Genomic DNA, 20524 nt, shown 5'->3' on the forward strand with positions numbered 1-20524 from the left:
TCAGGTTGTGCCCTGATTAATTGACGCGGTTAAGCACCTGCAGGATGGCTGCGCTCTGTGCATCGGGTTCGCCGTCGAAGCGCGCGGGGCGGTAGTGCATCTGGAATGCCGCCAGCACCTGACGCGTGGCGGTGTCGAGCTCTCCGGTCTGCGGGGTGCTGTAACCCAGACGTGCCAGTTGTTGCTGGAACCAGCTAATACTTGGCAGGTTGGTTGCCAGCAATGCCTGATGCTGGGCAACGAGACGTTCGTCAGGCCAGATGCCGAGCCCTTCGGCAGCAAGGCGCTTCCAGGGGAACAGCGGGCCAGGGTCCTGTTTGCGCGTCGGCGCTATGTCGCTGTGGCCGATGATGTGTTTTGGATCGATTTTGTTGCGTTTGACAATGTCTTTGAGCAGTACTGTGATCGACTGGATCTGTGCTTCGGTGTAGGGATACCACAACCGGCCTGCCGGTGTGTCCTTGAAGCCGGGGTTGACGATCTCGATGCCGATCGAGCTGGAATTAAGCCAGGTACGGCCTTCCCATTCGCTTTCGCCAGCATGCCAGGCGCGGGCGCTTTCATCGACCAGCTTGTAGATAGTGGCCTTGCTGTCATCGCCAATCAGATAGTGGCTGCTGACCTCTCCATGGGTCAGAAGCTGGAGGGATTTTTCCATCGAGGTCGAGGTGTAATGCATGACCACGTACTGAACCCGGCCATCGAAATTCACCGATGGATGGCTGGTGTCCAGCCTGGGGCCGCTGGCGCAGGCAGTGAGGATGAGCAGCAGAAAGGCAGAGAAATACAGTTTCATGGGATCGGCAGCGTCAGCGGGAAATGCAATATCATAACAACATGCGTGCAAATAGCTTCGGCATTGACGTGCTCGTTCAGGTCAAAATGTTTCAGTCAGCCTTGTTCGACCCTGTTTCGGCCATTTTCCTTGGCCTTGTACAGCGCCTGATCGGCGCGCTTGATCGCAGTGTCACTGCGTTCAGCAGTTCGAAAAGCCGTCACTCCAATGGACACGGTAATCGTCACGCGTTCGCCCTTGAAGTGAAACGGACATGACTCCACCGCCGTGCGCAGTTCGTCGAGCTGTGTCAGACCGGTGCCGGGAGGTGTAGCAGGCAACAGCATGACAAATTCCTCACCGCCAAACCGGGCGAGGAAATCGTCGCTGCGCAGGCGTTTCCTGAAAACGTTGGCGACGATCTTCAGCACTTTATCGCCTGCCAGGTGGCCATATCCGTCATTGATGCGCTTGAAGTAGTCCAGGTCCAGAATGCACACCAGCAGGCTGTTTTTCTCGTGTTGCCACTTGCTCATCTCCTGTTCGAGGCGCTCGCCCCAGGCTGCGCGATTGGGCAGGCCGGTGAGCGGGTCGATCAAAGCCTTTTGGCGCTGTTCTTCCAGGTGAGTCCTGAAACCCAGCGCTTCCTGCTCCATGCTCGCAACGCGGGCCGAAAGGCCTTGCAGCCGCGAGGCAACTTCCCGCTCGCGTGCGTCACGCTTGAGCTGGTAGTGGTCCATGGTGCTGAGCAAGCCTTCAAAGCGGTTGTCGAGCACCTGCTTGAGACTGGTCAGGTCGGAAGCGTCCTGAACGCTGATTTGCAGGCCGCCTACCTGTTCGCGCAACTGCTCGTTCAGGTCGCGGGCTGTGGACTGATCCTCGGCATGATCTTCACTGGCAGCCTGCAAATGGCTCTGAAACGATTCGAGCCGCTCGTTGAGTTGTTTGAGGTAGGTGCTGAATTCCTGTTGGCCGCCGTTGTTGATTGCCAGCATCAGAACTGCCAGATCGTCGAGGATCGGTAGCAGTTCGTACCAGTTGAGTCCATGTTTCAAGCGTAACTGCATGTCCTCGACCTGCGGGCGGAAGTGCTCCGACAAGGTCAGGTCATCGAGCAGGCCCAGCAGGGTTTCCTCAATGTGTGCCGCCACCGAGCTGTAGCTGGGTTCTGGCGAGGAGGGCAGCGAATAACCCTCTTCGCCTTCCACCGTCTCGGTTTCTGATTCGGCATCTTCTTGCGGTTCTTCCAATGCCTGGATGATTGGCACAGGCCGTTGCTGGTAGGGAACTGAAGGAACGGGGCCCAGCAGGTCAGTGAAATCGATAGGCTCGACAGGGATAACCGCAGGTTCGGTGACTGTTTCGGCCAGGGCTGGAGCAAGGGCTGCTGCGGCTGGCGATGGCACAGGTGTTTCAGGTGCCGTAACGGTAGCGGTTTCGGCTTCTGAAACCTGTGGCGGCAGTGTGTGTGCGTCCTTTGTCTTCTGGTTGACGATGTCGGGGGCAATGGCAGCTTCTACTTCCGCTGCGGTAACGTCTATCGGCGCTTGAGCGCTCTCGGACTCAGGCTCCACATGCGTCTCATGCGTCTCATGCGTTTCCTGAGCAGAAGGGGCGTTTTCGGGGTGGGCAGCCTCGGGAGGGCGCTCATTGCCATGTTCGTCCCGCGAACCGAACAAACGCTGCAGAAGCCCTTGGCGTGGGCCCTCTTCGTGCTTTTCGAGCAGGGTCAGGGCCTGGCCCTGCAAACCACTCAACTCGCTGAGCAGCAAAGGCAGCTCGCGCGCCTGCGATGCACGTTCTTCAAGGTCCTTGGCAAAGCGCTTGAGTGGCTTGCGTACCTCTCGTGGCAACGGTAGCGCTTGCAGTTGTGCAACCAGTGCGGTCAGTGCCGAGCCAATTTGCCCGACCCGTACTTCACGGCGATGCTCGGAGTCCAGTACGGCTTTTTCGAGGCGCGGAATCAAGGCTGCCAGACCGGCGTCCATATCGTCCTTGCGGACAATTTCGCGCATTTCCTTCATGCATTCATCGACGGCGCGGTCAGAGCCTTCTGCTGCCAGGCTGCTGCGCACCAGACCGCGGCGCAGCAAGTCGAGCCGCGCATCCCAGCGCTTTTCAAGCTTATCCTGTTGCTCGATTCCCTTGAGGTACTTCTCTTTCCAACGCTCCGCGTCGTCGCTCATGCAAGGCTTCCACCGGAGGGCACAGGCAGTGAGTCCCCACGCAGTGAGTCTGGCAGGCGAATCTCGACAGCAACCGGCAGGTGATCGGAAATGGGCTGCGCCAGTACCTGTACGCGTTCAAGCGTGAGGGTCGGGCTGAGCAGAATGTGGTCAAGGCAGCGTTGTGGTCGCCAGCTTGGAAAGGTCGCTTCGATTTGCGGTGCCAAAAGGCCCAGATCGCGTAGCGGCGAGTGCTCCAGCAGGTCATTGGCGTGGGTATTCATGTCGCCCATCAGCACCTGATGGCGATAACCGCCGATCAGGTCGCGAATGTAAGCCAGTTGTCGGGTTCTGGTACGAGTGCCCAGAGCCAGGTGCATCATGACCACCACAAGCGCATCTTCGCCTTCGCCGAAGCGGACAAGAATTGCCCCGCGCCCGGCCGGACCCGGCAGCGGATGATCCTCGATCTTGGTCGGGCGCAAGCGACTCAGCACACCATTGCTGTGCTGGGCGAGGCGACCGAGATTACGATTGAGCTGTTGATACCAGTACGGAAAGCCACCCAGTTGAGCAAGGTGCTCGACCTGATTGACGAAGCCGGAGCGCATGCTGCCGCCATCGACTTCCTGCAACGCCACCAGATCGAAATCGTTGATCAGATCGCCGATTTTCTGCAGGTTGCCTGCCCTGCCGCCATGTGGCAGCAGATGCTGCCAGCTGCGCGTCAGGTAGTGGTGGTAGCGTTGGGTACTGATACCCACCTGGATATTGAAACTGAGCAAACGCAGCCTGCCGTCTTCCGGCAGGCCGTTTTGCGTCAGATGATGTTCGTTGACCTGCGGATCATGCAGGCCAACGATACGGGTGCTGCCCTTGCCCCAGCGGCGCATGGCGGGCGCTTACTTGGCGGCTGTAGCAGCCGCTCGCTCTTTGGCAATCAATTGGTCGGCAACTTCCAAGGTCTTTTCCGGACCGCCGGCAGAACCCAGGTCAAAGCGGTACTTGCCATTGACGATCATGGTCGGAACGCCAGTCACCTCATACTTCTTGGCCAGTTCCTTGTACTGGGCGATCTTGCCCTTGACTGCGAAAGAGTCGAACGTTTTCAGGAAGTCTTCCTTGTTCACGCCCTGTGTGGCGACGAAGTCAGCCATGTCATTCTTGTCGGTCAGACGCTTGCCGCCTTTCTGGATGGCTTCGAATACGGCCGCGTGAACCTTGTGCTCGACGCCCATGGTGTCGAGGGTGATGAACAGCTGGCCGTGTGCATCCCACGGGCCGCCGAACATGGCAGGGATGCGTACGAACTTGACGTCGGACGGCAGTTTTTCAATCCACGGATTGATCGTTGGCTCGAACGCGTAGCAGTGCGGGCAGCCATACCAGAACAGCTCGACGACTTCGATCTTGCCTGGCTCGGCAACAGGCACAGCGCTCGCCAGCTCGACGTATTGCTTGCCTGCCTCGATGGGCGTGGCAGCCTGGGCGGACATACCGAACAGACTGGCGGCAACCAGAGCGGCGCTGATGATCAGATTACGCATGCTTTACTCCTGAGCAGATTGAATCGCCTTCAAGCGACGGTGGTTTCGACCGAACGCGAAAGCCTGAGTTCGTTAGTGTAACGCTGAGGTTGTAAAAATGGGCGACCACGGACGGCCTTTTTGCATAAGGAGTGAAGCAGGTCATGTCTGAATGTTCCAGCCGCCAGCCAGAGCGGCCCTATACAGTGCCAGTGTGGGCCGGGGGGCAGGTGTGTCATTATATGCCTACGCATCCAAACGAAACCGACACCTCTTGCCGCTCCCTTTGCAGGCAGGGCCTTCACCGGAAATCACATGCAACTCAAAAACCCCATCCTCGGTCTGTGCCAACAGGCCACGTTCATGCTCAGCGCCGCCAAGGTCGACCAATGCCCCGACGACGAAGGGTTTGAAGTCGCTTTTGCCGGTCGTTCCAATGCAGGCAAATCGAGCGCGCTGAACACGCTGACCCATTCCAGCCTGGCGCGCACCTCCAAGACACCGGGGCGCACTCAACTGCTGAACTTCTTCGGGCTGGATGAAGATCGACGTCTGGTCGACTTGCCGGGCTACGGCTACGCCAAAGTGCCTATCCCGCTCAAACTGCACTGGCAGCGCCACCTGGAAGCCTATCTGGGCAGCCGCGAAAGCCTGAAGGGTCTGATCCTGATGATGGATATCCGTCATCCAATGACCGATTTCGACCTGTTGATGCTGGACTGGGCCATCGCCAGCAACATGCCGATGCACATTCTGCTGACCAAGGCCGACAAGCTGACCTATGGCGCTGCGAAGAACACGCTGCTCAAGGTTCAGGCCGAAATTCGCAAAGGCTGGGGCGATGCAGTGAGCATCCAGCTGTTCTCGGCTCCCAAGCGCATGGGGCTGGAAGAGGCTTACACCGTGCTGGCCGACTGGATGGAACTCGAAGACAAGGCGCCTGCGGAGTAAATCGCAGGCAAAAAAGACCCCGGACTTCGCATGGGGAGGGGGAAGTTCCGGGGCTTAAGGTCCAGACCTTAGGGTGGGATCTGGATAACTGCCAACACTTAACACAACTAGGAGCACGATCGATTTTTCAACCAATCGAGACCTCTGACTCCTGTCCAAACGGTTAAGTTCCAGCAATGAATAAAAGTTCACATTTCCTACAATGTTTGACGAACCTGCTGACAGGTTCGCCCTTTCAGTGTCAGTGCGCCTCGTCCCAGTTGTTGCCGACCCCGACTTCCACCAGCAGCGGCACTGCCAATTCTGCTGCGCCACTCATGTGTGGGCGGATCTGTTCACTGATCTGATCGACCAGGTCTTCGCGCACCTCCAGCACCAGTTCGTCATGCACCTGCAGAATGACCCGCGCATCCAGACCGGATTCTTCCAGCCAGCCATTCACGGCCACCATGGCTTTCTTGATGATGTCCGCCGCAGTGCCTTGCATCGGCGCGTTGATCGCCATGCGTTCCGCACCTTTGCGCAGGGACTGGTTCTTGGCGTTGATGTCCGGCAAGTACAGGCGACGGCCGAAAATGGTCTCGACAAAACCCTGCTCGGCGGCCTGCGCACGTGTGCGCTCCATGTAATCCAGCACGCCGGGGTAGCGGGCGAAGTAACGGTCGACATAAGCCTGTGATTGCTTGCGGTCCACGCCAATCTGTTTGGCCAGGCCAAACGCGCTCATGCCGTAGATCAGGCCGAAGTTGATCGCCTTGGCGCTGCGGCGCATGTCCGTGGTGACGTTTTCCAGCTCGACGCCGAAGACTTCCGCTGCCGTCGCGCGGTGAACGTCCAGGTCGTTGCGGAAGGCATGCAGCAAGCCTTCGTCCTGTGCCAGATGCGCCATGATGCGCAGTTCGATCTGCGAATAGTCTGCCGCCAGCAGCTTGTAGCCCTTGGGGGCCACGAACGCCTGACGGATGCGTCGGCCTTCAGCAGTACGGATCGGGATGTTCTGCAGGTTCGGATCGCTGGATGACAAGCGCCCGGTCACCGCCACTGCCTGGTGATAGGAGGTGTGAATGCGTCCGGTGCGCGGGTTGATCTGCTCCGGCAGGCGGTCGGTGTAAGTGCTCTTGAGCTTGCTCATCGAGCGGTATTGCATCAGTACCTTGGGCAGCGGGAAGTCCTGCTCGGCGAGTTCGGCCAGCACGGCCTCGGCAGTCGATGCCTGGCCGGTGGCGGTCTTGCTGAGGATCGGCATACCGAGCTTTTCGTAGAGAATCACGCCGAGCTGTTTGGGCGAGCCCAGGTTGAACTCTTCACCGGCAATAGCAAAGGCTTCGCGCTCCAGCGCGGTCATCTTGTCGCCCAGTTCGACGCTCTGGATGCCCAGCAGGTTGGCATCGACCAGTGCGCCCTGGCGTTCGATGCCTGCAAGGACGGGCACCAGCGGCATCTCGATGTCGTGCAAGACCGGCTGCAAGGTTGGAATTGCGGCCAGACGCGCTTCGAAGACTTCATGCAGGCGCAGGGTCAGGTCGGCTTCTTCGGCAGCATAATTACCAGCCTGCTCGATGGCGATCTGGTCGAAGGTCAGCTGCTTGGCACCTTTGCCGGCGATCTCCTGGAAGTTGATCGGCGTGTGCGTCAGGTACTTGGCCACCAGGCTGTCACGGTCGTGGCGGGTGGCAGTGGAATCCAGAACGTAGGATTCCAGAATGGTGTCGAACCTGACGCCCTGCAGGTCGATGCCTTGGGTCTGATCGCCGTCGAGCGCGCAGTTGGCAAGCAGGTTGATAGCGAACTTGGCGTGTTGACCGACCTTGGTTTTATCCGGGTCTTCAAGCAGCGGCTTGAGCGCCTTGAGTACTGTGTCGCGGTCCAGTTGCTGCGGCACCCCCATGTAGGAGTGGGTCAGCGGAATGTAGGCGGCTTCATGGGTTTGAATGGCAAAAGACAAACCTACCAGTTGCGCGCGCTGGGCGTCGGTGCCGTTGCTCTGGGTCACAAAGGCGAACAGCGGCGCGGCGTTGAGCTTCTTCAGCCACGCGTCGAACTGGCTCTGCTCGAGAATGACTTCATAGGCGGCTTCTTTTGCCTCGACGGTTGGCTCTTCGACGGCCAGCTCCTGCCCGGCGCGTTTGGCATCACGTTGCAGGTCTTCGATCCAGCTTTTGAATTCCAGCTCGGCGTACAGCTCCATCAATTTGTCGCGGTCCGGCTCGCCGCAATGCAGCTGGTCCAGTTCGATGTCCAGTGGCACGTCGATCTTGATAGTTGCCAGTTCATAGGACAGGAAGGCCATCGCACGATGCTCTTCAAGCTTGGCCGCCAGGGTCTTGGCCCCACGAATAGGCAGGGTCGCGACCGTTTCGAGGCGTTCGTAAAGCTTCTTGATTCCGCCGCCCACGCCAACCAGCAAGCCGACGGCAGTCTTTTCGCCGACGCCGGGGACGCCAGGTATGTTGTCGACCTTGTCGCCCATCAGTGCGAGGTAGTCGATGATGTGCTCCGGACCGACGCCGAACTTCTCTTTCACGCCAGCCACGTCCAGCACGCTGCCGGTCATGGTGTTGACCAGGGTGATGTGTCCGTCGACCAGTTGCGCCATGTCCTTGTCACCGGTGGAGATGATCACCGGACGGTCCGCTGCTGCGCTGCTGCGCGCCAGGGTGCCGATCACGTCGTCTGCCTCAACGCCTTCCACGCACAGCAGCGGATAACCCATGCCCTTGACGCAGGCATGCAGCAGATCGACCTGCACGCGCAGGTCATCCGGCATGCTGGGCCGATTGGCTTTGTAATCGGTATACAGCGCGTCGCGGAAAGTCCCGCCCTTGGCATCGAAGACCACCGCAAACGGGCTGTCCGGGTACTGGCGACGCAGGCTTTTGAGCATGTTGAGCACGCCTTTGACGGCGCCCGTCGGCAATCCTTTGGACGTGGTCAGTGGTGGCAGTGCGTGGAAGGCGCGATAGAGGTAAGAGGAACCGTCTATCAGGACGAGCGGCGCTTGGGTCATGAGCAGAATCAACCTTTTCGGCGGGGCCGGCGCTAGAATGCGCGGACCATTGACGACAAAGGGACAAGGTTATCATGTGCAAGGTAAATCGACTGATATTGACCGGCCTGTTGGCATTTTGTCCTTTGCTCGCAGTTTCAGCAGAGGACCCACCTTCGGCTGCACCGGACGTTACTATCCGCACCGACGGGGACAAAACCATTCAGGAATACCGCCAGAACGGTTTTCTGTATGCTGTAAAGATTACCCCCAAGCACGGCAAGCCCTATTTTCTGGTGCGATCCGATGGTACAAGTCCCAATTTTATCCGTTCGGACCAACCGGACATGCTGATCCCGGAGTGGAAAATATTCGAATGGTAGCCACCTACATTCACTTTAATTGCTGGCAGTTCTGACATGTCCGTTTTTACCCCGTTGGCCCGGCCCGAGCTGGAAGCATTTCTCGCCCCTTACGGGCTCGGCCGTTTGCTTGACTATCAGGGCATTGCCGCCGGTAGCGAAAACACCAACTACTTCATCAGTCTGGAGCAGGGCGAATTCGTTCTGACGCTGGTCGAACGCGGCCCGGTGCAGGAGATGCCGTTCTTCATCGAACTGCTCGACGTGCTGCACGATGCCGATTTGCCGGTGCCGTACGCATTGCGCACCACCGACGGTGAGGCCCTGCGGCAATTGGCGGGCAAACCGGCGCTTCTGCAGCCACGTTTGCCAGGCAAGCACATTAGCGAGCCCAATACCCAGCACTGCGTGCAGATTGGCGAGCTGTTGGCCAACCTGCATCTGGCGACCCGTGAGCAGGTGCTGGAGCGCAAGACCGATCGAGGTCTGGACTGGATGCTGAGTGAGGGGCGCAATTTTCTGTCGCATCTGGGCGAAACCCAGCGAGCCTTGCTGGAAAAAAGCCTTCAAGAGATCGAAGACTTCAAGCCACAGATCATGGCGTTGCCGCGCGCCAACCTGCACGCGGACCTGTTTCGTGACAACGTGTTGTTTGAAGGCACGCACCTGACCGGGCTGATCGACTTCTATAACGCCTGTTCCGGGCCGATGCTCTACGACCTGGCGATTGCCCTCAATGACTGGTGCTCACGTGAAAACGGCCAGCTCGATGCCGTCCGCGCTCGTGCGCTGCTGGGGGCTTATGCAGGTTTGCGACCATTCACTGCGGCGGAGTCGAAGCTCTGGACGACCATGTTGCGCATCGCCTGCGTGCGCTTCTGGCTGTCTCGCCTGATCGCCGCCGAAACCTTCGCCGGTCAGGACGTGCTGATTCATGATCCCGCGGAGTTCGAGCGCCGCCTGGCTGAGCGCCAGGAAGCGCACATAGCCTTGCCGTTTGCGCTCTGAGACCAGACCTGCCTCCGCGCGTCTGAGCCAGTCGGACGGTTGACTCTCGTTCCCATGCTCCGCGTGGGAATGCAGTTCGTGACGCTCAGCGTCACACAGCAGTGCTGCGATGTGGGCGGTGGCAGTCAGAGACTGCTCAGGCAACCTGCCAGGTCATCAGCCAGCTTCTGCAATACCTGCTCGTAACCCTGCGCGGTGGCCGGGGTGTAGCCGCCCAGTCCATCCAGCTCCGCCAGCTTGACCGGCAGGCCTGCGCTCAAGGTTTCAGCCAGGCGCGGGCGCAGTGGTGGTTCACTGAATACACAGGTTTTGCCCGCAGCCTTCAGGCGTTCACGCATGGCGGCGACATGCTGCGCGCCGGGCTGGATCTCGGCGGCGATGGAGAATACCCCGGCGTGTTTGAGCCCATAGGCCTCTTCGAAATAATCGAAAGCCTCGTGGAAGACGAAGTAAGGCTTGCCTGCCACTGCACTGACCCGATCCTTGATACGAGCATCCAGCGCGTCAAGGCGTTTGCTGAATGCGGCAGCGTTACTCGCGTAACGAGCTGCATTGGCAGGGTCGGCAGCGCTCAGGTCTGTGGCCATTTTCGCGGCAATCACCCGAGCATTGACGGTCGACAGCCACAGGTGTGAATCCAGGCTGCCGGGCCGGTGATCATGATCATGTTCGTCTGAATCGTTGTCGTGATCATGTTCGTGGTCATCATGCGAGGCATTGTCCTGGCCGAAGTGGCGCAAGTGCATGCCCGGCAGCGTCTGCACGGCAACTGCAGGCAGTTTGCGGCCCTGAATGACGCGTGGCAGGAAAGCTTCCATGTCCGGGCCGATCCAGTAGAGCAACTCTACTTCCTGCACGCGCCGTACGTCGGATGGACGCAGCGCATAGTTATGCGGTGAGGCACCCGGTGGCAGAAGCACTTCCGGTGTACCAACGCCATCCTGCACAGCCGCTGCAATCAGCTGCAATGGCTTGATACTGGTCAGCACCCGGACCTCGGCCTGAACAGGGGAAATGACCAGCAGACTGACCCACAAAACAGCAACAAGATTTAAAAGACGGCGCACTCGAATCACTCATATAAGCCAGGAACAGGTAACATAATAACGTCTCTAGCCAATATCGTCGCTGCTCATGCCCAATACTCCCCTGGCCAGTCGCCCCCATGACCACTCTCACTGCGTGCATTCGGCCCTCGCCGAAGCCGATGCGCTGTGCGCCAAACAGGGGCTGCGCCTGACCACCTTGCGCCGTCGCGTGCTGGAACTGGTCTGGCAAAGCCACAAGCCGCTGGGTGCCTACGACATCCTTGCAGTGCTGAGTGATGAAGACGGTCGCCGCGCTGCGCCGCCAACCGTTTATCGTGCACTGGATTTCCTGCTGGAAAACGGTCTGGTGCACCGCATTGCCTCACTCAACGCGTTCACCGGCTGCAATCACCCCACTCATGCGCATCAGGGGCAGTTTCTGATTTGCCGCCTGTGTCACGCGGCGATCGAGCTGCAGCACCCGGCCATCAGCAATGCCGTCATCGATGCCGCTGCAGGCGTTGGCTTCGCGGTCGAAGGCCAGACGGTCGAGATCGTGGGTGTATGCGCCGGCTGCAAGGCGGCTTGATGACGGATGCATTGATACGTCTGGAACAGGTCGCTGTAACGCTGTCCGGGCAAAGCGTTCTGGACAACATCCAGTTGAGCGTAAAGCCGGGCGAAATCGTTACGCTGATCGGCCCTAACGGCGCTGGCAAGACCACGCTGGTGCGTGCAGTGCTGGGGCTGCTCAAGCCCGACTCCGGAACCGTCTGGCGCAAGCCGAAGCTGCGTGTCGGTTACATGCCGCAAAAACTGCATGTGGATCAGACGCTGCCGCTGTCGGTGCTGCGCTTTTTGCGTCTGGTGCCCGGTGTGGACCGCATGGCTGCAGAGTCTGCCCTGGAAGAAGTCGGGGCCGAGAAGGTCATCGATAGCCCGATTCAAGGTATTTCCGGTGGCGAGATGCAGCGCGTTCTGCTGGCCCGAGCCTTGTTGCGCAAGCCTGAATTGCTGGTGCTCGATGAGCCGGTGCAGGGTGTCGACGTGGCAGGTCAGGCCGAGCTGTACGGCCTTATTACCCGGTTGCGCGACCGCCACCAGTGCGGAGTGCTGATGGTGTCTCATGATTTGCATCTGGTCATGAGCACGACCGATCAGGTGGTCTGTCTGAACCGCCATGTTTGCTGCTCCGGGCATCCCGAGCAGGTCAGCCATGATCCGGCGTTTGTCGAGCTGTTCGGCAAAAATGCGCAAAGCCTGGCGATCTATCACCACCATCACGACCACGCCCACGATCTGCATGGCGCTGTGGTGAATGATGCACCGGCGACTTCCTCACATACTCACACTCATGTTCACGGAGACCACTGCAAGCATGGCTGATTTTTTACTGTATGCCTTGCTCGCAGGCGTTGCTCTGGCTGTCGTCGCAGGCCCGCTGGGGTCGTTCGTGGTCTGGCGGCGCATGGCGTACTTCGGTGATACGCTTTCCCACGCAGCATTGCTCGGTGTGGCGCTTGGCTTCCTGCTGGATATCAGCCCGACCATTGCGGTGACGGTCGGCTGCCTGCTGCTGGCGGTGCTGCTGGTCACGCTGCAACAGCGCCAGCCGCTGGCCTCGGACACACTGCTGGGGATCCTCGCACCGAGCACGCTGTCGCTCGGCCTGGTGGTGCTCAGCTTCATGCATGAAGTGCGTATCGACCTGATGGCTTATCTGTTTGGCGACCTGCTTGCCATCAGCCCGGCTGATCTGACCTGGATCCTGGGCGGCAGCGCGCTGGTGCTGGTATTGATTGTTGCGCTGTGGCGCCCGCTGCTGGCAATCACCGTGCATGAAGAGCTGGCGCGGGTCGAAGGCCTGCCCGTCGCGGCATTGCGCATGGCGCTGATGCTGCTGATCGCCGTGGTGATCGCTGTGGCGATGAAGATCGTCGGCGTTCTGCTGATCACGTCGCTGCTGATCATTCCCGCCGCTGCGGCGCAGCGTCACGCCCGCTCGCCGGAGCAAATGGCGCTGGGTGCAAGCCTGTTAGGCGTGATAGCCGTGTGTGTCGGGCTATCATTGTCATGGTTCAAGGACACCCCGGCAGGACCGTCTATAGTGGTATCCGCTGCAGCGTTGTTTTTGCTCAGCTTTGTTCTACCCAGGCGAGCGGTGTAGACTTGCTCGTTTTTTGCGCAAACTAGAGAATCGCAGGAATGAAGCCGTTCGCCCCACGCTATCTGCTGCTTGTCGCATTTTCCATCCTGCTGGGTGCCTGCCAGAGTGCGCCCACTGCCGAGACGCCTGCCTCCGACGTTCAGCCTGACGCGTTCGCTCAGCTTGAGCAGAACATCGTCAGCAATGAGCTGGCGACGGCCGAGGATCAACTGGCCGCGTTGCAGGCCGCCAATCCTGCCGATATCCGCCTCGAGCCTTTTCAGCGTCGTCTGGCCGAAGCCTATCTGAGTCGCAGCCAGATCAGCCTGCAAAAGGGTGATATGAATGCGGCGGCCAACGCACTCACTCGTGCGCGCGCGCTGATGCCCAAGGCGCCGGCACTGACCAGTGGCGTCAATGGCGCCATTGCCCATGCGCGCAAGGCCGAGCTGGAAAAAGCCGAAGCGGATTTGAAGGCGGCCGAAGCCAGAAGGGTTGCCAAGCTCATCGATCCGTCGGCAGAAAGCACGACAATTGAACTCAAGATCGGCGATATGCGTGCATTGCGTCGTCAACTGGACGATATCGCAGCGGATACCGTAGCGTTCAACTGTGAAGTGCTGATGGTGGTGCCGCGCACCGAAGACTATCCGTGGCTGGCCACGTTGCTGACCAAGCGGGTGGTCAAGGCCAATCCGGATTTCGAGTTGCAATTGCGTCGCCAGATCGAGCGCAATGAAAAAGCGCAGATCATCCTGACGCCAGCGAAGTCCTGAGTCGATCCTTCAAAGCGGACGCAGAGCGTCCAGAACTGCATTCCCACGCGGAACGTGAGGAACGAGAAGTGTTGGGGAGTCTATGTGGGGGGCGAGAAGGTTCAGAAAGGCGCTCCCACGCCGGAGCGTGGGAGCGATCTAGCACGTCAGATCAAGCCGGAACAGCCTTGGCTTTCACTTCACGATCCCATACGCGGTGCTGAGCAATCGCGTTGAAGAACGCTTTGAACGATTTGCTATCGGATACCTCCAGCAGGCCCGCATCTTCTTCCAGGCGTAGCAGGCTCAACAGCTCCTTGACCTCCCCGGCAAAGGAGATGGCCTTGAGGTGCTTGTAGGCTTCCAGGATGAAGTGCAGTGCCACGCCGTCGCCTTTCAGCGCTTCGATCGAAGCCTTGCCACCCGGCACGAAGACTGCGTCGAACGCTACCGAAGGCAGGCCTTCAGCCGATGCGTCCACTGGCAGGCTCTGGCCGTCAGCGGTCTTGACCGGTGCGGAGGTCGGGCCCAATACCTTGGCGTGTGCGCCTTCGGCAGTCAGTGCAGCTTTCATGGCTTCGACCGCTTTGCCGTCCACGCCGTCTGCCACAAGAATGGCAACCTTGCGTGAAACGATATCGCCAGAAAGCAGGTTGACCTGGCTCAGCGCCGGCGACTCTTTTACCGAAGTCTGACGCACTGGCACGGTCCCGGCAGTCGGTGCTGGCAAGCCCAGATTGGCGGCTACGCGGCTGGCCAGTTCCAGGTCGATATTGGCCAGAATCTCGTTGACCTGACGGGCACGAATGTACTCGCGCTCGACCTTGCCCAATTCGAAGCTATAGGCCGCGATGATGTGCTCTTTCTCGTGATGGCTCATGCTTTGGAAGAACAGGGTGGCCTGCGAGAAGTGGTCGCCAAACGATTCGCTGCGCTCACGAACCTTGTGCGCTTCAACGCGCTCAGGGTAGGTCTCGAAGCCGCCATCTACAGGGCCGGCAGGGGTTTCTTTCGGCCAGCCGCCATCGATCGAGTTCGGCTCGTAAGAAGCGCGGCCCTTGTCGATGGTGGTGCGGTGCTGCGCATCGCGCTGACCGTTATGGTTAGGCGCAATCGGACGGTTGATCGGGATCTCGTGGAAGTTCGGCCCACCCAGACGGCTGATCTGCGTGTCGGTGTAGGAGAACAGGCGACCTTGCAGCAGCGGGTCATTGGAGAAGTCGATACCTGGCACGATGTGGCCCGGACAGAAGGCAACCTGCTCGGTCTCGGCGAAATAGTTGTCCGGGTTACGGTTCAAGACCATCTTGCCCAGCGGAGTGACCGGTACCAGTTCTTCGGGAATGATCTTGGTCGGATCGAGCAGGTCGAAGTCGAACTTGTGCTCGTCTTCCTCGGCAACGATCTGTACGCCCAGTTCCCATTCCGGGTAGTCGCCCATCTCGATGGATTCCCACAGGTCGCGGCGGTGGAAATCGGTGTCCTTGCCAGCCAGCTTCTGCGCTTCGTCCCAGACCAGCGAGCACACGCCGAACTTGGGCTTCCAGTGAAACTTCACGAAGCTCGACTTACCTTCGGTGTTGATAAAGCGGAAGGTGTGGATACCAAAGCCCTGCATGGTGCGCAGGCTTTTCGGAATGGCACGGTCGGACATGGTCCACAGCACCATGTGTGCAGATTCCGGCACCAGCGAAACGAAGTCCCAGAAGGTGTCGTGAGCCGAGCCCCCGGTCGGGATTTCGTTATGCGGCTCTGGTTTTACCGCGTGCACGAAGTCAGGAAACTTGATGGCGTCCTGAATGAAAAAGATCGGCATGTTGTTGCCGACCAGATCGAAGTTGCCTTCTTCGGTGTAGAGCTTGACCGCAAAGCCACGCACGTCGCGCACGGTATCGCCCGAGCCGCGCGGGCCCTGAACGGTAGAGAAGCGCACGAACACCGGGGTCTTCTTGCCCGGATCACGCAGGAAGCCCGCTTTACTCAGCGCGCCATGGTCTTCATAGGTCTGGAAATAACCATGTGCCGCGGTGCCGCGGGCGTGAACGATACGCTCCGGGATGCGCTCATGGTCAAAGTGCGTGATCTTTTCACGCATGATGAAGTCTTCGAGCAGCGACGGGCCACGGCTGCCGACTTTCAGAGTGTTCTGGTTATCGGAAATCTTGACGCCGTGATTGGTGCGCAATGCCTGGCTGGTGGCGTCCGAGCGGAACTGCTCAAGGCTGTCCAGCTTGTCGTTGGTGTTACCACGGTCCAGAGTGTCAGTACCTGCCATTTCGCTCTTGGGCGTTGCGGTTACAGGTGGTGCGTTCTTGCTAGCCATCAGAGACTCCTTATCTCGCCCCAATCATTGAGTTGGGTTCGCTGAATACGACTTCCCTGGCGTAAGCGGGAAATCACGGTATCCAAGAAGTGACCGAGACCTAAAACAGCCGTTCCCTTTATTTGTCGCACATCTTTACCAACGGTCGCGTTATGCCCGTTGCGCAGGGCGGCCTGCAAATAAATGCTAAGCACAGCGGGCCGGACAGGCTAAAATGCGCGCCCGGCTTTACCCGGCCGAGGTAACGAAGCAGGTGGCGTCCTGCCACTGCGCTGATTTTTTAACGCGCCCCACAAGGTTCGCTCCGTGATCGAGTTTCATAACGTCCACAAAACCTATCGGGTGGCAGGCAAGGAAATACCGGCCCTGCACCCTACCAGCCTGCGCGTCGACGGCGGCCAGGTGTTCGGCATCATCGGCCATTCCGGCGCTGGCAAAAGTACCTTGCTGCGCCTGATCAACCGTCTGGAGACCCCGAGCGGTGGACAGATCGTGGTTGACGGTGAAGACGTCACGGCGCTTGATGCCAATGGCCTGCGCCGCTTCCGCCAACAAGTCGGGATGATCTTCCAGCACTTCAATCTGCTGGCCTCCAAAACCGTGGCCGACAATGTTGCGATGCCGCTGACGCTGGCGGGTGACATGCCCCGCAAGCAGATCGACCAGCGCGTGGCTGAGCTGTTGGAGCGGGTTGGATTGTCCGATCATGCGAAAAAATACCCGGCGCAATTGTCCGGCGGCCAAAAGCAGCGCGTCGGCATCGCCCGCGCCCTGGCCACCAAGCCGAAAATCCTGCTGTGCGATGAAGCCACCAGCGCGCTGGACCCGCAGACCACTGCGTCGGTTTTGCAATTGTTGGCCGAGATCAATCGCGAACTGAAGCTGACCATCGTGCTCATCACCCATGAAATGGACGTGATTCGTCGCGTCTGTGACCAGGTGGCGGTCATGGATGCTGGCGTGATTGTCGAGCAAGGCAAGGTCGCCGATGTGTTTCTGCACCCGCAGCACCCGACGACCAAGCGTTTTGTGCAGGAAGATGACCAGATCGATGAAAATGAACAGCGTGACGATTTCGCTCATGTTCAAGGGCGTATCGTGCGCCTGACCTTTCAGGGCGATGCGACGTATGCGCCTCTGCTGGGCACCGTGGCCCGCGAAACCGGCGTCGACTACAGCATCCTTGCCGGACGCATCGACCGCATCAAGGACACCCCTTATGGGCAGTTGACGCTGGCCATCACCGGCGGCGATATGGACGCTGCTTTTGCGCGCTTCACCGCCGCCGACGTTCATATGGAGGTGCTGCGCTGATGGACGCTTTTCTGAACCTGTTTTCCAATGTCGACTGGTACGAGATCTGGGTCGCCACCGGCGACACGTTGATCATGCTCGGTGTTTCGCTGGGCTTCACCATCCTGCTTGGCCTGCCGCTGGGTGTGCTGATGTTCCTCACTTCGCCGCGGCAGTTGCTGGAACACAAGCAGCTGTACGCCACGGTCGGGTTGATTGTGAACATGCTGCGTGCGTTGCCGTTCATCATCCTGCTGATCGTGATGATGCCGCTCACCGAAATCATTACCGGCACGTCACTGGGCATTCTCGGCACGTTGCCGCCGCTGATCGCTGGCGCCACGCCGTTCTTTGCGCGTCTGGTAGAGACAGCATTGCGCGAAGTGGATCGCGGCATCATCGAAGCCACGCAGGCCATGGGCGCGACGACTCGGCAGATCATCGTCAAGGCGCTGCTGCCTGAAGCGCGCCCCGGCATTCTGGCTGCAATCACTGTTACCGCCATTGCGCTGGTGTCGTTCACCGCCATGGCCGGTGCCGTGGGTGCTGGCGGGCTGGGCGATCTGGCCATCCGATATGGTTATCAACGCTTCCAGAACGATGTGATGTTCGTGACGGTCGTATTGTTGCTGGTGCTGGTGCAGATTCTGCAAACCATCGGCGACAGACTGGTCGCGCATTTCACACATCGTTGATCGAACCGTTGGTATCGGCCCGCCTGTGCGGGCCCAAAGGAGTTGTTGCATGAAAAAACTATTGGCCATATTCGCCGCTGTTACTGCCTTGTCCGCGCAGGCCAACGAAACCCTGACCGTCGCGGCCTCTGCCGTGCCGCACGCCGAGATTCTCGAGTTCGTCAAACCGACGCTGGCCAAAGAGGGCGTGGACTTGAACATCAAGGTGTTCAACGACTACATCCAGCCGAACGTACAGGTGTCGCAGAACCGTATGGACGCTAACTTCTTCCAGCACCAGCCGTATCTGGATGAGTTCAACAAGGGCAAGGGCACAGATCTGGTGGCCGTAGCCAAGGTTCACGTAGAACCGTTCGGTGCGTACTCGGACAAGTTCAAGAAGCTGGAAGAACTGCCCAATGGTGCCAACGTTGCCCTGCCAAACGACGCCACCAATGAAGGCCGTGCCTTGCTGCTGCTGGCCAAGGCAGGTCTGATTACCTTGAAGGATCCGACCAATATCCTGTCCAAGCCTTCGGATGTCGTGAATAACCCGAAAGACCTCAAGTTCCGTGAGCTGGAAGCAGCTACGTTGCCGCGCGTACTGACTCAGGTCGATCTGGCGCTGATCAATACCAATTATGCCTTGAGCGCCAAGCTTGAGCCGACCAAGGACGCACTGATCATCGAAGGTGCCGATTCGCCCTACGCGAACATTCTGGTTGCCCGCCCGGACAACAAGGATTCAGACGCGATGAAAAAGTTGGTAGCGGCCCTGCAGAGTCCTGAAGTGAAAACCTTCCTGGCCGAGAAATACAAAGGCGCTGTGGTTCCGGCGTTCTGATCTGATCGCACCTTGTGGTTCTCGCGCCAGTGCTCTGCGTCCCTTGTGACGCAGAGCGTCGGGAACACCTTATCGCTCCCACGCTCTGTGCTCATAGTTATACAGGCGCGTCGTGGGAGCGAGCTTGCTCGCGAAGAGGCCGGTAAAGCCTTCAGAAAATAGAGCGTTTGGACCAAGTCGTCGTGAGCAATGCGGATCGCCGCCCCGGTTACTCCCGCAGGAATCTCACAGGCCCTAATCCCTTTCCAGCAGCCTCGGCAATTGCTTCACCAGCTTCTGATTGTTCAACGGTGCGCGGATAAAGCCTCGCTGCGTACCATCCGGGCCGATCAAAGCCAGATTACCGCTGTGATCGACGAAGTAGTTCGCTTTGCTGGTGTCTGCGGGAATGAACGGGATGCTCACTGCGTTGGCCAGCTTCTGGATATCAGCGACAGGTGCCGTGAGGCCGATGTACTGCTTGTCGAAATAACCCAGATATTGCTTGAGCTGCTGCGGCGTGTCGCGGTCAGGGTCGACGCTGACCAGCACCACACGCATGCGCTCGACCACCTTTTCAGGCAGCTCGGTCCTGATCTGCTTTATCTGCGCCAGGGTAGTGGGGCAGATGTCCGGGCAGAAGGTGTAGCCGAAAAACATCAGCGTCCATTTGCCTTTCAAGTCATCAAGGGCCACCGCTGCGCCGTTCTGGTCCGACATGCTCAAGGCTGGCAACGGGCGGCTTTTCGGTAGCAGCACAATACCTGCATCGTTAAGTGCCGCCTGATCCTCAGACCCGCTGCCCGGCAGCAACTGGCTGAGGATCAGGCCCAGAACGAGGGCAACAAGGGCGGCAGCGATAAAAACGGTTTTCTGGATACGGGTCATGGCATCAACGCGGGTAGTGATCGGCATGCGGCTGGGGATGATGGCCTATATGGCTTCGAGCGCCTAGGTTCTGTACGAAAAGTCGGCGAGCGAAGGTCAGGCAAGGCAAAAACAGGCGAGGAACGGCCGGGGTCGCGTTCGACTCTACGTGTTGTAAATGAGCATTCCGATCGGACTCGCGCTCGAGCCTGTTTTTAACGCAGCATCACCGAGCGCAGCCACTTTACGTACAGAGCCTAGGGCGCAGTGACATCGAACAGCGTATAGGCGAGGGTCAGGCGTTTCACCTCTGCGGGCAGGTCGCGATCAACGATGAAGCGCACGGGCATTTCGATACGCTCACCCGGCTGTAAGGTCTGTTGGGTGAAGCAGAAACATTCGGTCTTGTGAAACCACTCTGCCGCCTTCCCCGGCGAAATGCCCGGTACAGCCTGGGCTTTCATCGGTTTGTCAGTAGGGTTCTGCGCCACGAAAATCATCTCGTTGACCGCACCAGGGTTGATTTGCATCTGGCTGGCGCGCGGGTAGAACGCCCAGACCATCCCGGCAGAGTTTGTCGCGGTGAACTGCACCTCGATCTGCCGCGAAGCGTCCTGGTCGCGGTTTCTGTCATGCCCGGTCAGCAAAGCATAGAGCGACGGCAATGCAAATCCGCAGATGAACATGATCACCAGCAAACAGATTAAACGCAGAGCAAGCCGCTTGGATAAAAGAGGCTGAGTCATGCCGGGCTCACTTTTTATGTCAGACAGCGTGTCGAAAGGGCTGCGGGCGGCTTCAGAGTAGCCTGCTTACATCAGCGCAAGGTGCCGTATTTATGC

Annotated in this window: 19 protein-coding genes; 10 read left to right on the plus strand and 9 right to left on the minus strand. The window is 59.1% G+C overall.

Features of this window, described 5'->3' with window-relative positions; all coding sequences use genetic code 11:
* Positions 1 to 16: 16 nt before the first annotated feature.
* The 4 genes from LJU29_RS00995 to LJU29_RS01010 form a co-directional block, all read right to left on the minus strand.
* The gene (locus LJU29_RS00995; RefSeq protein WP_005757610.1) at positions 17 to 796 is read right to left on the minus strand and encodes an N-acetylmuramoyl-L-alanine amidase; all 780 of its coding nucleotides are present in this window, start codon (positions 794 to 796) and stop codon (positions 17 to 19) included.
* A gap of 95 nt (positions 797 to 891) precedes the next feature.
* Positions 892 to 2961, minus strand: a complete 2070-nt coding sequence (locus LJU29_RS01000; RefSeq protein WP_257111538.1) for a GGDEF domain-containing protein — start codon at positions 2959 to 2961, stop codon at positions 892 to 894.
* Entirely contained in the window at positions 2958 to 3833 is an 876-nt protein-coding gene (locus LJU29_RS01005; protein ID WP_002555686.1) for an endonuclease/exonuclease/phosphatase family protein, read from the minus strand. Before LJU29_RS01005 ends, LJU29_RS01000 begins: the two co-directional genes overlap by 4 nt.
* A 9-nt stretch (positions 3834 to 3842) precedes the next feature.
* Positions 3843 to 4487, minus strand: coding sequence for a thiol:disulfide interchange protein DsbA/DsbL (locus LJU29_RS01010; RefSeq protein ID WP_002555687.1), 645 nt, complete (start codon positions 4485 to 4487; stop codon positions 3843 to 3845).
* A gap of 294 nt (positions 4488 to 4781) precedes the next feature.
* Here LJU29_RS01010 and yihA point away from each other — a divergent pair, with 294 nt between their 5' ends.
* On the plus strand, positions 4782 to 5417 hold the full coding sequence (yihA, locus tag LJU29_RS01015; protein ID WP_257111539.1) for a ribosome biogenesis GTP-binding protein YihA/YsxC: 636 nt from the start codon (positions 4782 to 4784) through the stop codon (positions 5415 to 5417).
* A gap of 241 nt (positions 5418 to 5658) precedes the next feature.
* Here yihA and polA read toward each other — a convergent pair whose 3' ends face one another.
* Positions 5659 to 8424 (minus strand): DNA polymerase I, encoded by a 2766-nt coding sequence (polA, locus tag LJU29_RS01020; protein WP_057422594.1) that lies wholly within the window; start codon positions 8422 to 8424, stop codon positions 5659 to 5661.
* A 74-nt stretch (positions 8425 to 8498) separates the two neighbouring features.
* Here polA and LJU29_RS01025 point away from each other — a divergent pair, with 74 nt between their 5' ends.
* Entirely contained in the window at positions 8499 to 8786 is a 288-nt protein-coding gene (locus tag LJU29_RS01025; protein ID WP_004655238.1) for a DUF2782 domain-containing protein, read from the plus strand.
* Between the two features lie 36 nt (positions 8787 to 8822).
* Positions 8823 to 9773, plus strand: coding sequence for a homoserine kinase (locus LJU29_RS01030; protein ID WP_005757616.1), 951 nt, complete (start codon positions 8823 to 8825; stop codon positions 9771 to 9773).
* 125 nt (positions 9774 to 9898) lie between these two features.
* On the opposite strand, the gene znuA is transcribed toward LJU29_RS01030, so the two are convergent.
* On the minus strand, positions 9899 to 10840 hold the full coding sequence (gene znuA, locus LJU29_RS01035) for a zinc ABC transporter substrate-binding protein ZnuA (protein WP_057423459.1): 942 nt from the start codon (positions 10838 to 10840) through the stop codon (positions 9899 to 9901).
* A 67-nt stretch (positions 10841 to 10907) separates the two neighbouring features.
* Between znuA and LJU29_RS01040 the strand changes: the two genes are divergently transcribed.
* Genes LJU29_RS01040 through LJU29_RS01055 form a run of 4 tightly spaced genes read left to right on the plus strand, consistent with a single transcriptional unit; the run spans position 10908 to position 13723 of the window.
* Positions 10908 to 11390, plus strand: coding sequence for a Fur family transcriptional regulator (locus tag LJU29_RS01040; RefSeq protein WP_002551451.1), 483 nt, complete (start codon positions 10908 to 10910; stop codon positions 11388 to 11390).
* Positions 11390 to 12187 (plus strand): zinc ABC transporter ATP-binding protein ZnuC, encoded by a 798-nt coding sequence (gene znuC, locus LJU29_RS01045; RefSeq protein ID WP_005757620.1) that lies wholly within the window; start codon positions 11390 to 11392, stop codon positions 12185 to 12187. The genes LJU29_RS01040 and znuC overlap by 1 nt, the downstream gene beginning before the upstream one ends.
* Positions 12180 to 12968: a zinc ABC transporter permease subunit ZnuB gene (gene znuB, locus LJU29_RS01050; RefSeq protein ID WP_005731662.1), complete on the plus strand. Its 789-nt coding sequence runs from the start codon at positions 12180 to 12182 to the stop codon at positions 12966 to 12968. The genes znuC and znuB overlap by 8 nt, the downstream gene beginning before the upstream one ends.
* Before the next feature lie 38 nt (positions 12969 to 13006).
* Positions 13007 to 13723 (plus strand): PA5502 family lipoprotein, encoded by a 717-nt coding sequence (locus tag LJU29_RS01055; RefSeq protein ID WP_005731663.1) that lies wholly within the window; start codon positions 13007 to 13009, stop codon positions 13721 to 13723.
* A gap of 151 nt (positions 13724 to 13874) precedes the next feature.
* Here the strand turns inward: LJU29_RS01055 and katE are convergent, their stop codons facing one another.
* Positions 13875 to 16025, minus strand: coding sequence for a catalase HPII (gene katE / locus LJU29_RS01060; protein WP_257111540.1), 2151 nt, complete (start codon positions 16023 to 16025; stop codon positions 13875 to 13877).
* A 306-nt stretch (positions 16026 to 16331) separates the two neighbouring features.
* Between katE and LJU29_RS01065 the strand changes: the two genes are divergently transcribed.
* From LJU29_RS01065 to LJU29_RS01075, 3 genes are read left to right on the plus strand one after another with little or no spacing between them, the layout of a single operon-like run.
* Positions 16332 to 17339 carry a methionine ABC transporter ATP-binding protein gene (locus LJU29_RS01065; RefSeq protein ID WP_002551540.1) on the plus strand — a complete coding sequence of 336 codons (1008 nt, stop codon included), beginning with the start codon at positions 16332 to 16334 and terminating at the stop codon, positions 17337 to 17339.
* A complete protein-coding gene (locus LJU29_RS01070; RefSeq protein ID WP_004666537.1) occupies positions 17339 to 18013 on the plus strand; it encodes a methionine ABC transporter permease in 675 nt (224 codons plus the stop codon). Before LJU29_RS01065 ends, LJU29_RS01070 begins: the two co-directional genes overlap by 1 nt.
* Before the next feature lie 49 nt (positions 18014 to 18062).
* Positions 18063 to 18836: a MetQ/NlpA family ABC transporter substrate-binding protein gene (locus LJU29_RS01075; RefSeq protein WP_002551542.1), complete on the plus strand. Its 774-nt coding sequence runs from the start codon at positions 18063 to 18065 to the stop codon at positions 18834 to 18836.
* 234 nt (positions 18837 to 19070) lie between these two features.
* Here LJU29_RS01075 and LJU29_RS01080 read toward each other — a convergent pair whose 3' ends face one another.
* Entirely contained in the window at positions 19071 to 19703 is a 633-nt protein-coding gene (locus tag LJU29_RS01080; protein ID WP_054996551.1) for an SCO family protein, read from the minus strand.
* 236 nt (positions 19704 to 19939) lie between these two features.
* Entirely contained in the window at positions 19940 to 20428 is a 489-nt protein-coding gene (locus LJU29_RS01085; RefSeq protein ID WP_002551544.1) for a cytochrome c oxidase assembly protein, read from the minus strand.
* Positions 20429 to 20524 lie beyond the last annotated feature (96 nt).

It is taken from the genome of Pseudomonas ficuserectae (assembly GCF_024584585.1).
Classification (GTDB): domain Bacteria; phylum Pseudomonadota; class Gammaproteobacteria; order Pseudomonadales; family Pseudomonadaceae; genus Aquipseudomonas; species Aquipseudomonas amygdali.